The organism is Corallococcus sp. AB030 (genome assembly GCF_003668965.1).
In the GTDB taxonomy this organism is placed as follows: Bacteria; Myxococcota; Myxococcia; order Myxococcales; family Myxococcaceae; genus Corallococcus; species Corallococcus exiguus.
Map to the genome: position 1 here is coordinate 1 of NZ_RAWQ01000257.1, position 12120 is coordinate 12120.

The 12120-nt window shown below is 69.1% G+C and carries 9 protein-coding genes; 4 read left to right on the forward strand and 5 right to left on the reverse strand.

Annotated elements, in window-relative coordinates; translation table 11 throughout:
• Nucleotides 1-236: 236 nt before the first annotated feature.
• The 3 genes from D7Y15_RS38515 to D7Y15_RS38525 all read right to left on the reverse strand — a co-directional run bounded on the left by D7Y15_RS38515 (nucleotide 237) and on the right by D7Y15_RS38525 (nucleotide 4780).
• Complete coding sequence (locus D7Y15_RS38515) at nucleotides 237-716, reverse strand: PaaI family thioesterase (RefSeq protein ID WP_120576483.1); 480 nt, start codon at nucleotides 714-716, stop codon at nucleotides 237-239.
• A 17-nt stretch (nucleotides 717-733) separates the two neighbouring features.
• Nucleotides 734-1078, reverse strand: coding sequence for a VOC family protein (locus D7Y15_RS38520; protein ID WP_120576482.1), 345 nt, complete (start codon nucleotides 1076-1078; stop codon nucleotides 734-736).
• Nucleotides 1079-1213: 135 nt separating this feature from the next.
• Nucleotides 1214-4780, reverse strand: coding sequence for a protein kinase (locus D7Y15_RS38525; RefSeq protein WP_233605252.1), 3567 nt, complete (start codon nucleotides 4778-4780; stop codon nucleotides 1214-1216).
• A gap of 119 nt (nucleotides 4781-4899) precedes the next feature.
• Here D7Y15_RS38525 and D7Y15_RS38530 point away from each other — a divergent pair, with 119 nt between their 5' ends.
• From D7Y15_RS38530 to D7Y15_RS38545, 4 genes are all read left to right on the forward strand, one after another.
• Entirely contained in the window at nucleotides 4900-5706 is an 807-nt protein-coding gene (locus tag D7Y15_RS38530; protein WP_121755689.1) for a S9 family peptidase, read from the forward strand.
• Nucleotides 5707-5761: 55 nt separating this feature from the next.
• Nucleotides 5762-7075 (forward strand): AAA family ATPase, encoded by a 1314-nt coding sequence (locus D7Y15_RS38535; protein ID WP_120576492.1) that lies wholly within the window; start codon nucleotides 5762-5764, stop codon nucleotides 7073-7075.
• On the forward strand, nucleotides 7072-7923 hold the full coding sequence (locus D7Y15_RS38540; protein ID WP_120576480.1) for an aminoglycoside phosphotransferase: 852 nt from the start codon (nucleotides 7072-7074) through the stop codon (nucleotides 7921-7923). Before D7Y15_RS38535 ends, D7Y15_RS38540 begins: the two co-directional genes overlap by 4 nt.
• Nucleotides 7924-8051: 128 nt before the next feature.
• Nucleotides 8052-8900 carry a DUF1206 domain-containing protein gene (locus tag D7Y15_RS38545; RefSeq protein ID WP_121755690.1) on the forward strand — a complete coding sequence of 283 codons (849 nt, stop codon included), beginning with the start codon at nucleotides 8052-8054 and terminating at the stop codon, nucleotides 8898-8900.
• Here D7Y15_RS38545 and D7Y15_RS38550 read toward each other — a convergent pair.
• Nucleotides 8897-10336 (reverse strand): glutamine synthetase family protein, encoded by a 1440-nt coding sequence (locus D7Y15_RS38550; protein WP_121755691.1) that lies wholly within the window; start codon nucleotides 10334-10336, stop codon nucleotides 8897-8899. The two genes, D7Y15_RS38545 and D7Y15_RS38550, sit on opposite strands and share 4 nt — an antisense overlap.
• Before the next feature lie 241 nt (nucleotides 10337-10577).
• Nucleotides 10578-11840: a C39 family peptidase gene (locus D7Y15_RS38555; RefSeq protein ID WP_121755692.1), complete on the reverse strand. Its 1263-nt coding sequence runs from the start codon at nucleotides 11838-11840 to the stop codon at nucleotides 10578-10580.
• Nucleotides 11841-12120: the final 280 nt, after the last annotated feature.

The following is a 12120-nucleotide window of genomic DNA, read 5'->3' on the forward strand; positions in this document are numbered from 1 at the left end:
CAAGCACCTCGCGCTCCGCTCCCTTGAAGCGCGGAGTCGGGTCCTTTGCGACGCGGCGCCTGCCCCCCTGCTCGGCAGAGGCGCAGGAGGCTCCTTCTTCTGAAGTCATCTCTCTTCTACGGGACCCAGCGGATTGCTTATTCCGCGCAACCCTCCAGTCGGACAGGTTTTGGAAGGTCGCTGGCAGGAGGTGGGGAGCGGGGAGGTCTGGGCGACGCTGCCCCGGATGACTCAGCTCAGCCCGAAGTCTCCCGCTGGCTCACGGCCATCATCGTGGCGAGCATGGTCGCGATGGGCTTGAGGCCCGCATCGGTCTCCGCGAACACGTCACCCGTGGTGACCGTGAGCGTCCGGCCGGGCTTCGTCACCCGGCCCTGCGCGATGAACTTCCGGCCCGCGGCGGGCGCGAGGAAGTTCACCTTGTACTCCACCGTCAGGACGGCGGCGTCCACGGGCATCAGCGAGTACGCCGCGTAACCGCATGCACTGTCGACGATGGCCGTGACGATGGCCGCGTGCAGATAGCCGTGCTGCTGCGTGAGGTCCTCCCGGAACGGCAGTTCGATGATGACCTCGCCCGGTGCCACGGAGATCAGCGACGCGCCAATCGTGTCCATGACGCGCTGGCGCGCGAAGCTGTCGCGAACGCGTTGCTCGAAAGCGGCGTCCGCTGGGGTGAAGACCCGCGGTCCAAAGGGTGGCCTGCCTGTGCTCATGGAAATGCTCCAGGTGGTCAGCGCTGGGGGGCGCTGCCGAAGCCGAGCTCGTTCCCGTCGGAGTCCCGGTAGGTGGCCCTGCGGACGCCGTCTTTGTACGTCTCCTGCTTCTCCGCGTGGATCCCCCGCTCGGCGAGCCGGGCCACGAGGCCGTCCAGGTCGTCCACGAAGATCGAGAGGTTCGCGTGGCCCGCGTGCTCGGGGCGCTCATCGATGAAGATGGACCGGTGCTCCGCGAGATCCCACACCGCCTTCGTGGGCGTGGCGACGAGCGTGGGCGGTCCGCCGAACAGTCGCGAGTACCAGTCGCAAGCCGTGGCGTAGTCCGAGACGGCGATTCCGGCGTAGAGGGCGAGCGGCATGCGCCGACGCTATGAACGTTGCATCAGCGCGGCAACACCTGGAGCGGCGAAGATGCCGTGCATTCACCAACCCGCGCCAGGCCGTCATGCGCGGTGGCTCGAGCAATGCCTCCTCACGGCACGCAGTGGGTGCCGTCATTCCGGTGGCAGCTTCGCGAGTGCGCGACGCAGATCATCGCGCAAGGTGCTCGCGTCCTTCCACCGGGGGCGCGCGGTGAGCACGGTCTCTGTCAGGGACAGTCCCTGCTGGAGGTGGGCTCGTGCGTCCGGACCGGAGGCCGTCGCGCTCCACTCGCGAAGGAACGCGCTGTAGGCCAGGCGTGGATCCAGGTTCTCGGGCTCCAGAACGAGCGCCTTCTGGAAGTCGCTCGCGGCGGCCCGGAAGGACGCGTCTGGTTTCTGTCCCCGCCGGGCCTCCTCGCGAGCCTGGAGCGCCCGCGCTTCTCCCCGCCAGCGCCATGCCTGTGCGAGTGATGGGTTGTGCTTCAACGCACGCTCCAGCGCCTGCGTGGCCTGAGCGAGCGCAGGCCGTGGATCCTTCCCGTGCCTCAGCGCGTACGCGGCCACGGTGTGGTGCACCTGGCCCAGGTTGGCCCATGGCTCCGCGAGTCCGGGCAGCAACGTGGTGGCCTGCTGGAGTTCGGCCTGTGCCTCCTTCGCGCTCGCGGTGGGATCCTGGTCGAGCAGCAGGCGCCAGGTCGCGCGCCACATGCGCACCTCGCCCAGGTTGTTGTGCGCGAAGCCGACCTTGGGCGCGATGGCAATGGCCCGGATGAAGGCCTGCTCCGCCTGGTCCAACAGGGGCTCTGGTGAATCTCCCCGGTCCCACGCCTCGCGGGCCTGGTCGAGCAGGATGGTGCCCACGCCGTTCTGGAGCGGCGGCAGCTTCGCGTTGATGGCGACTCCCTGGCGATAGGCCTCCAGCGCGCGGGCGAGTCCTGGCCCCGCGTCGCCGCCGTGATCTCGCAGGCGCAAGGCGAGCGCGCGGTGCACCTCCGCCAGGTAGAACCACGCGACGACGTGCCCCGGGTCGAGCGTGCTCGCGCGCTCCAGCGCCGTTCGAGCTTCCTCCAGGTCCGCGTCCTTCGACGGTGCGCGCGGATGGTTGGCCCGGTTCACGTAGGCCGTGCCCAGGTTGATCCACGCATCCGGCCGCTTCGCGTCCAGCGCCAACGCCCGTCGGTAGGACGCGATGGCCTGTTGCCGGAAGGGCAGCGAGTCCCCGCCTCGCCCGTCCTCTGAATCCGCCCACACCTTGAAGACGAGCCCCAGGTCCAGGTGGAAGTCGTAGTCGCGCGAGGACTCGGGAATGGATTCGAAGGCGGCGACGGCGGCCCGCAGTTGTTCGCGCGGATCCTCGTTCCGGTCCTGACGGTACCGGGCCCACTGCCACCAGCCCATGGCCAGCGCGTGGCGCGCCTCCACCTTCTCGGGAGCAAGCCGCAGCGCCTCCTTCGCCGCGTCGAGCGTGCGTGTGAGGAGCGGCTCCACGTCGCCTCCACTGCTGAGGCTCGCCTGCGCAAGGCTCCGGTGGAGCAGGGCCTCCAGCACCCAGGTATCCGCTTCATCGGGAGCCGCCGTGCGCGCGCGGGAGACGGCCTCCATCCCGCGCGTGTACGCGGGCAGCACGTCTCCCTTGCCGGACAGTTCCTGGAACAAGGCCTCCTGCTCCAACTCCGCCCGCGCTCGGTGCACGGCGGACACACTGCGGCCGATGTCCGCCGCCGCGTCGTAGGCCCGCCGTCCGGCCTCCAGGTCGTCCCGGGCCGCGTCGCGTTCACTCGCCAGGGCATGGCGCACGGCGCGAGCGAGCAGCACGTCGCCCCGGAGCCGTGGCGCTTCGTGGAACCACGGCAGCCGCGCGCCCAGCGCGTCCAGTGACTTCAGCGCGTCCTCGAAGCGTTCCTGATGGAAGGCGCGAAGGGCCTCCGCGTATTCGGGGGCGGGCACCTCCGCGCCTCGGCCCTGCTCCAGGAAGGCCAGTGCCGGGTCACGAGAGTGCGTCCAGGCTTCGCGCCGCTTCGCCTCGCGGCTGGCCGCGTCCGGGATGCGGTCCGCCTCCAATCGCTCGCGCTGGTAGCGATGGCCCAGCACCAGCGCGAGCGCATACGCCACGCGAGGCTCACGGAAGCCCTTCGCCCAGGCGGTCTCCAGGTGCGTGAGCGCGGACTCCTCGTCCCCCAGCGCCAGGAACCCGCGCCCCAAGGCGTAATGGCCCGGGCCTTCCGCGACGGGACCTGCGTCGCGCATGGAGGCTTCGATGTCACGCATGCGGGCGCGCATCGCCTCGCGGTCCGGCCGCGTGTCGTGCAGGGGCGCCTGGCCGGAGTAGCGGGCCTGGGCCTCGATGCGTTCGACGCCCTCGGTGAAGCGCCGGGTCAGGGCCTCGCGCCGAGACACTTCCCGCCGGGCCATCACGCCCTGGCCCACGGCGCCCGCCACGGCGAACCCGGTGATGCTCGCGACGACGACGGCGACCCTGTGACGGGCCATCCACTTGCGCACGCGGTACGTAGGGCCCGTGCGCGCGAGCACCCGGTCGCCTTCGAGGAACCGCGTGAGGTCGTCCGCCAGTGTCCTCGCGGATCCGTAGCGCCGCGAGCGGTCCTTCTCCAGACACTTGAGGACGATGGCCTCCAGGTCCGCCGGAATCCCGGCGTCCAGCTCCCGAGGACGGCGAGGCTCCTGGGTGGCGATGCGGCCGAGCACCTCCAATCCATTGGCACCGGTGACAGACGGTTGGCCGGTGAGCAGGTGGTACAGCGTGGCGCCCAGGCTGTAGATGTCCGCGCGCCGGTCCAGCCGGGTGACTTCGCCCCGAGCCTGTTCGGGGGCCATGTACTGGGGCGTGCCCAGCACGGTACCGGTGGCGGTGGCGGCATCGTCACTGGACCAATCGCGCGCCAGGCCGAAGTCCATGACGTAGGGGCGCAGGGCGCCGTCCTCGCCACGCTCCACGAGGATGTTGGAGGGCTTGAGATCACGATGCACGAGCCCGGCCAGATGGGCCGCGTGCACGCCCAGCGTGGCGTCACGGAGCACGAGCGCCTTCTGCTCCACGGACAGCGTGCCGGCGAGCGTGTGCAGCGGCGCCCCCGCGATGTACTGCATGGCGATGTACGCGCGGCCCTGGACTTCACCGACCTCGTACACGCGGCAGACGCGTTCGTGGTCCACGCGGGCCTGGGCTCGGGCCTCGGAGATGAAGCGGCGGGACAGCTCCGGGTCCTCGTCGCGAACGAACTTCAGCGCCACGTCGCGGTGCAACCGCAGGTCCCGCGCGAGGAAGACGCGCCCCATGCCGCCCTGACCCAGGAAGCGAATGGGCCGGTAGAGCGTCCAGTGCGGCACCGGAAACGCGGGACCGTCCACCACGGCGGCGGGGGCCGCGCCTGGAGGCAACGTGTCGTCGGCGGTGTCTGGCGGATGCGCCACGCGCTCGGGCGTGGCGTGCGGCGCACCGTCGCGCGGACGTTCCTCCTCGATGGGAGGTGCATGCGGTGCGCTGTCGCGCGGGGACTCTCCCTTGCTCGCGGGGAGCGGCGTCTCCACCTCCAGGCTTCGGCGCAGCGACACGAGCGAATCCCCGGTGAGCCGCCCCCGCTCCACGAGGAGCTGCAACGGGGACACTCCGCGCCGCCCCGCCTCCTCGCGCAGGGCGTCCACGTCCTCACGGGAGAGCAGGCCTTCGGCCAGGGCCATGCGCAGCTCCGCTTCATTCGCCTCAAGCACGCGGGGAGCGTACCGGAGCCCCCGGCCTCCACGCACGGCGGCGCGGCGCGACTTGCGGTGCCCGGCCGCCCGTTCCCAAGATGCGCGGCATGAGCTCCATGTGGGTCCTGGAAACGCCGCAGCCGCCGCCGGACGCGCGCATCGCCTATGGCGAAGCCCCGCAGCAGTTCACCGAGCTGCGCAAGCCCAAGGGCAAGGGCCCGCACCCCGTGGTCCTCTTCGTCCACGGCGGCTTCTGGCGCGCGGAGTACGGCCTGGAGCACGCGGGCCACCTGTGCGCGGACCTGACGAAGCGCGGCTTCGCGACGTGGAGCCTGGAGTACCGGCGCGTGGGCCAGGACGGCGGCGGCTTCCCCGGCACCCTGGAGGACGTGGCCTCCGCGGCGGACCACCTGATGAGCGCGGCTCCGTCGCTGGGGCTGGACCTCTCCAACGTGGTGGCCATGGGCCACTCCGCGGGCGGACACCTGGCCATGTGGCTCGCCGCGCGGCACCGCCTCACACCGAAGCATCCGCTGTACCGCGATGCCCCGCTGAAGCTGAAGGGCGTGGTGTCCCTGGCCGGCGTGCTGGACCTCGCGCAGGGCGCCGCGCTGGACCTGGGCAACGGCATCGTGAAGACCTTCATGGGCGGCACCCCGGAACAGGTCCCGGAGCGCTACGCCGTGGCGTCCCCCGCCGCGCTCCAGCCCCTGAAGCTGCCGCAGGTCCTCCTCCATGGCACCGAGGACGACACCGTCCCCCTCAAGGTCAGCGAGGGCTTCCACGCCCGGGGTGTCCAGCAGAAGGACCCCGTGCACCTGGTCCCCCTGAAGGGCGCGGGCCACTTCGAGCTCATCGACCCGCGCTCCAAGGAGTGGCCCCGCGTGGTCCAGGCCGTGCGCACCCTGCGCTGAGCGACAATGCCAGTCGGGCATCCCTGTCGTCGTATGCACTGGTATCGTGCCGTTCATGTACCTGAGCCGAATCTCCATCCGGAACTTCCGCGGCATCGAGGAACTCGACTGGGAGTTGCCGCCCAAGGCTCCACGAGCCGGGTGGCATGTGTTCATTGGAGACAACGGAGTGGGGAAGAGCTCCGTCCTGAGGGCCGCGGCACTCGCGCTCGTCGGATGGGAAGAGGCGCCCATGCTGCGCCTCAACTGGAATGACTGGGTGCGCTTCGGTACCAGTTCGGCGAAAATCCATCTCCGGGTCGAAACCGATCCGAAGGCGGATCGGCTTCCCGACCGGTCCACCGTGAAAGGGCCGCTGCGCGTGGGCGTCGACGTGCTCCGTCACCCCAAACCGCGGGTCGTCGGGTCCCCGCAGTGGAGGACGCGCGGCGCGCCGCCCGAGTCGAACATCTGGTGGAGCCCGCACGGATGGTTCTCGGCGTCCTACGGGCCGTTCCGCCGATTCACCGGCGGTGACCGGGAGTGGGAGAAGCTCCTTGAGGCGCAGTCGCGCGTGGCTCGCCACCTCTCGATTTTCGGCGAGTCGGTGGCGTTGACGTCCGGTCTCAGGTGGCTGTGCGAGCTCGCGCTGCTCGAGTACACGCCGGGAGGACGGCGGAAACCGAGCGCTGCACCCGTGACCGTGGACAAGGTGATCACGTTCGTGAACCAGCCCGGGTTTCTTCCCCATGGGATGCATATCGACGAAGTCACACCGCACGAGGTCGTGTTCCGCAATGCCTCCAAGGCGCGCGTGCCAGCGGAGAACCTGAGCGACGGGTACCGTGCCGTCCTCAGCATCACGTTCGAATTGCTCCGGCAGCTCTCGCTCGCGTACCCCAAGCTCGCGCTCTTCGACAAGACGGGGAGTATCGTCTCCCGGCCCGGCGTCGTGATGATTGATGAGGTCGATGCACATCTTCATCCGACCTGGCAGCGGGAGATTGGCCCCTGGTTCTGCAGGCACTTTCCCAACATCCAGTTCATCGTCACGACCCACAGCCCGCTGGTCTGCCAGGCGGCGGAGTCTGGCACCGTGTTCAAGCTCGCCGCGCCGGGTGCTGACGAGGAGTCGCGGTTCCTCACTGGCCTCGACCGGGAACGTCTTGTCTTCGGCAATGTGCTTGAGGCTTTCGGAACCGGTGCTTTTGGTCTGCAGCGGACGACCCGCTCGCGCACGTCGCAGGCGCGCGTCGATGAGCTCGCGGGCCTGAACGCCAAAGAACTGACGGACGGACTGACGAAGAAGGAGATGGCGCGGCAGCAGGAACTGCGGCGGTCCTCCCCGACCGTCGCGTACGTTTCGGAGCCGCGGGAGCCGAAGGCATGATCCGGCTGTCCCCATTGCGCCTCGACACGAAGGTCGCGAAGCGGCTGAAGGCGTATCAGCGCGAGGTCCTCGCCCTTCGCGGCTACACCGCCCGCGTCGCGGAGGCGAAGCGGCTCTTCTCCCGGTACAATGCAAAGAAGAACGCGACCTTCACGAGCGTGAAGGAGGTTCTCACGCGAATGTGTTCCGGCGCACGGCGCTGTTCCTACTGTGAAGACTCCGTGGCCGACGAGGTCGAGCACATCTGGCCGAAGGATCTCTATCCGGAGCGTGCCTTTGTCTGGGACAACTACTGCTACGCGTGCGGTCCCTGCAACGGTCCGAAGAACAACCAGTTCGCGGTCTTCGTCGGCACGAGCCGCAGCCCCACGCTGCTCGCCCACCCCAAGCGCAAGAAGGGCCAGCCCGCGCCCACGCTCAAGAAACCTGCCGCCGGCAAGCCGGTGCTCCTCGACCCGCGCAAGGATGATGCCACGCAGTGGCTGACGCTCGACATCCTCAACACCTTTGAATTCGTCGTGACAGCGAAGGGCAGGACGCGCGACGAGGCCCGGGCGAAGTACACGCTGAATGTGCTCGGACTCAATCGTGTCCCCCTACCGACCGCTCGTAAGCAGGCCTTCGACGGGTATCGGGCGAGGCTGGGGGAGTACTGCGCGGAGAAGCGCGCAGGTGCGTCCGCCAAGCGTCTGAAGCTGCTGCGAGACGCGCTCCTGCAGATCAGCCACCCGACCGTGTGGGTCGAAATGAAGCGGCACCACGCGAAGGTTCCCGCGTTGAAGTCGCTCTTCGCCGAGGCGCCCGAGGCGCTGACCTGGGTGCCAATCCCGGGCGCTGCCGCTCCCTGAGCGGCCAGCCAGCCGGGCCCTCTGCTCCCGGTCCGGATGGGGAACCGGGGGGAGCGCCTTGCGTCCGTTCGCGCCGCCGGATGCGCACCCTGTCCTTTCGGTCCAGAAGGCCGGGAGGAGCAGACCGCATGGCGACGATGGACGTGATGCGCGGGCCGGGCATGGAGCGGCTGTCGCGCGGCGCGAAGGAAGCCGCGAACCACCCGTGGGCGAAGAAGCTGGGCCGCATGGGCTACGCGGCCAAGGGCTGCGTCTACGCCATCATCGGCGTGCTCGCGCTGAAGCTCGCGGCGGGCGAGGGCGGACGCGCCACGGACAGCCACGGCGCTGTCGCCACCGTGGCGCACGGGCCCTTTGGCATCGTGCTCTTGTCGCTCCTGGCCGTGGGCCTCGTCGGCTACGTCATCTGGAGATTCGCGCAGGCGTTCGCGGACACGGAGGACAAGGGCTCGGACGCGAGGGGCATCGCCACTCGCGCCATGTACTTCGTGAGCGGCGTCATCTACGGCTCGCTGGCGCTGTTCGCCGTGAAGACCGTGGTGGGCGCGTCACAGGGGAAGGGTAAGGGCACCCAGGGCTGGACGGCGACGCTGATGGAGCAGCCCTTCGGCCGCGTCCTGGTGGTGCTGGTGGGGCTGGGCATCGTCGGCTTCGCGCTGAAGCAGTTCCACACGGCGTGGAAGGCGAAGTTCCGGGAGAAGCTCACGCTCACGGGCCTGGCGGCGGCGCATCAGCACCGCGTGGAGCGGGTGTGCCAGTTCGGCATCGCCGCGCGCGGCGTGGTGTTCGCCGTTATCGGCGGCTTCCTGGTGCTCGCGGGCGTGGACGCGAACCCGGGCGAGGCCAAGGGCCTGGGCGAGGCCCTGGCCGTCGTCGCCCGCCAACCTGCGGGCGACGTGCTGCTGGGAGTGGTGGCGGCGGGCCTGGTGGCCTACGCCGCCTACCTGTTCCTCCAGGCGCGCTACCGCGAACTCTAGAAGAGGTTCCAGAGGTACTGGTTCGTCACCTCATGGTGGAACTGGATCTCCGCGTCCTTCACGCGGGTTCCCAGCTGCTTGGGGCAACGGTCCGCGGAGGACACCTTCAGCTCCGCGTACTTGCCCTGCACCTGCTCACCCAGCGTCTGCGCGATGAACTGGCTGCCCTTGAAGAAGCGCACCGCGTCGTAGATGTTGTCCGGCAGGAAGCGCGTGCGGCTGCGCTTGGTCTCCGCGTCCTCCTGCGGCTGCGGGCCCTCCAGGCCGGTCTTCAGCAGCGTGAAGAGCACCATGTACGGGTTCGCGTCCGGCGCCACCGAACGGCATTCGACGCGCGCGCTGCGCTCGTTGCCGAACGGGATGCGCACCATGGCGCCGCGGTTGTTCGCGGAGGCCTTGATCTGGTTGGGCGCCTCGTAGTGCGGATCCAACCGGCGGTACGAGTTCACGCTGGAGTTGAGGACCAGGCAGATGTCGTTCGCGTTGTTCAGGAGGCGGTCGATGAACTCCCAGCCCATGGCCGACAGGCCGTCCTGACCGCTCTTGTCGTAGAACAGGTTCTTGTTGTTCTTCGACAGCGACATGTTGATGTGCATGCCGTTGCCGTTCACGCCGGTGACGGGCTTGGGCAGGAAGCTGGCCGTCAGCCCCTGCTGCGCGGCGACCTGGCGGCAGAGCAGCTTGTAGAGCTGGATCTGGTCGGCGGCGACCAGCGCCTCGCTGTAGGAGAAGTTCATCTCGAACTGGGAGGGCGCCACCTCCGGGTGGTCCTTCTCGTTCTCGAAGCCCATGGCGCGCTGCGCTTCCGCGGCCTTGTCGATGAAGGTGCGCAGCCCGTCGCCCGGCAGCGCGTGGTAGTAGCCGCCGATGGAGATGAACTCGAACTTGCCCTCTTCGTGGTAGTGGCGCTCGGCGTCACGGCTCTTGAAGAGGAAGCCTTCGATTTCCGGCGCCGCGTGGAACACGGTGCCGTCCTTCTGGAACAGCTGCTCGGTGGCGCGCTTGAGCTGGCCGCGCATGTCCGAGTGGTACGGCGTGCCGTCGCGCTCCAGCACCTCGCAGAACGCGAGCACCTTGCCGGGGCCGAAGATGTCGGACGGCAGCCAGTAGAACGCGCTCCAGTCCACGTTCAGGCGCAGGTCGCTCTCCGCCTGCGCGGAGAAGCCGCGGATGGAGGAGCCGTCGAAGGTGAGGTTGTCCGCGCTCTTGAGGAGGAACTTCTTGTCGTAATCCAGCATGTGCAGCCGACCTTCCAGGTCGGTGAAGCACACGGTGACGGCCTTGATGCGCTTCTCGTCGGTCAGGTACTTGATCCGCTCCTCGCGAACCTTGTCCGGCGACTCGCGCTTGATGCGCTGGCGCTTCACCTTGAGGTTGAGTTCCTCCAGCTCGTCGTAGGGAATCTCCAGGAAGTCCCGCAGCGGCTTCTGCTCCATGGTCCTGCCTCCAGGCGTGTCCCCGGTTCCGGAGTACCGGCGGGAACATCAAAATCGCGGTCGCAGGTATTTACATTCCGCGACCCGAAATCAAGCCTAATTTAGGCGGACTGAAGGCTAAAGGTCTTGTCGGGTCGCGCACGGACGCCTGAACGTCAAGGGACGGGGTGTCTGACGCCCCGGCCAGTGGACACTGCGCGCCGCGCTGCGTTGGTCGCGTGTCCGCATTCGGACGCGCAGCTCAAGGGAGGGGGACGAGCCCCTGCTCGGGCAGGGCGGTGCCGGCGGGCCACAGCACGTACGCGGCGCCCCGGGAGTGCTGCCAGGCGCGCCACAGCTCGGCGCGGGGGTAGGTGGCGTGGGTGGTTTCGTTGGAGCCGAAAGCAGGGTCGTTGACGACGACGTCGCCGGTGTCGGTGAAGCCCTTCACGACGATGAGGTGGCCGTCGGTGCGCCGGGAGGCGCCGCCGGGAAGCTCTCCGGGTTCGTAGGCGATGCTGATGCTGACGGGGATGCCGGCGGCGACGAGGCGCTCCACGGGGGCGAACGAGTCGAAGCGGGCGACGAGTCCGTGCAGGGCGCCGTTGGACATGCTGGCGGCGTAGGCGGTGTTGAAGCTCCAGTTGCCGGTGCCCTTGTAGACCCAGTCATAGGTATGGGCGGCGGCGGTGGGCACGGGGTGTTCCAGGTCCGCGCGGCCCAGCTTCCGGCTCCAGTAGCCGAGCAGCATGGTGGTGGACGTGGGGGAGCACCAGACCTCGCCGCCGTCGGGGTAGATCATCTGCGAGTAGCCCGGCACGTCGAGCACGACGCCCCACCCGGTGCGGTCCGACGTGGCGTCCTGGGGCTTGAGGCGTGTGTCGGTGACGGCGGCGGCGAGCGCACGGACGTGAGGGCTGATGTCAGTGCGTTCGGAGAAGAGGTGGGCGGTGACGCGCAGGGCATCCGCGCGGCGCTTGAGGTTGAGGGTGTCGGTGAGGACGTTGCCGTCGGCGTCGCCCTGGTTGTCCACGCTGTGGCGCGCGACGGTGGTGGTGTCGAAGGCCCAGACGCCCAGCTCGTAGTCCTTGGTCCAGGTGCCTTCGATGCGGGCGGAGACGGTGAGCTTCACCCAGGTGCCGGGAGGCGTCTGCGCGTCGAAGGACGGCACCACGCTGTCGAAGCCGCCGGGGACGGATTGGACCTCGGAGGTGGCGGTGCCGACGCGGAAGGTACCGCCGTTGTAGAAGCTGCCGCCGTCGAACCAGCCGCCCGCGGGAAACGGGTCGGTGCCGTCCTTCGCGGTGGCGGGGTCCAGCTCCAGCGCGCCGTCGGCGGTGACGCGCGTGCCGTCACGGGAGAAGCGCGCGAGGTCCCCTGACACGGACGTCTTCTGCCAGAGGCGCGCGGGCGAGCCGGCCTCCGGAGACGACGTGTCCGGCGGGGCCGACGGCGGCGAGGAGGCGCAGGCCCAGATGCAGGTGGCCAGCAGGACAGCGGAGAGGACGCGAGCGCGGGCGTTCACGGGGGCGAGTTTCGCAAACGCTCATGCGTGGGCTCAAGTTGGATTCCTGGAAAGTCGAGCCGGGCAGACAGATTCGGGTCCAGGGGATGGAATGTCAGACGCGGTTGCTAAGTAGGTCGCCAGAAGTTCTCTAACAAATCGCGCAGCCAGAAGCCCTCGGCGAGGCAGCCCGCCTTGCGGAGGGCGTCCTGGGGAGAAAGGCGCACTACCCAGCGGATGGCAGCGGCGACGTGCTGCTCCATCGTCGAGTACTGCCGGTTGGCCGACACGCGCTGTTTGA

Excerpts from the sequence above, each read along its gene's own strand:
- D7Y15_RS38515 (WP_120576483.1), bottom strand. The coding sequence starts at position 716 with ATGAGCACAGGCAGGCCACCCTTTGGACCGCGGGTCTTCACCCCAGCG.
- D7Y15_RS38520 (WP_120576482.1), bottom strand. The coding sequence starts at position 1,078 with ATGCCGCTCGCCCTCTACGCCGGAATCGCCGTCTCGGACTACGCCACG.
- D7Y15_RS38525 (WP_233605252.1), bottom strand. The coding sequence starts at position 4,780 with ATGGCCCTGGCCGAAGGCCTGCTCTCCCGTGAGGACGTGGACGCCCTG.
- D7Y15_RS38530 (WP_121755689.1), top strand. The coding sequence starts at position 4,900 with ATGAGCTCCATGTGGGTCCTGGAAACGCCGCAGCCGCCGCCGGACGCG.
- D7Y15_RS38535 (WP_120576492.1), top strand. The coding sequence starts at position 5,762 with ATGTACCTGAGCCGAATCTCCATCCGGAACTTCCGCGGCATCGAGGAA.
- D7Y15_RS38540 (WP_120576480.1), top strand. The coding sequence starts at position 7,072 with ATGATCCGGCTGTCCCCATTGCGCCTCGACACGAAGGTCGCGAAGCGG.
- D7Y15_RS38545 (WP_121755690.1), top strand. The coding sequence starts at position 8,052 with ATGGCGACGATGGACGTGATGCGCGGGCCGGGCATGGAGCGGCTGTCG.
- D7Y15_RS38550 (WP_121755691.1), bottom strand. The coding sequence starts at position 10,336 with ATGGAGCAGAAGCCGCTGCGGGACTTCCTGGAGATTCCCTACGACGAG.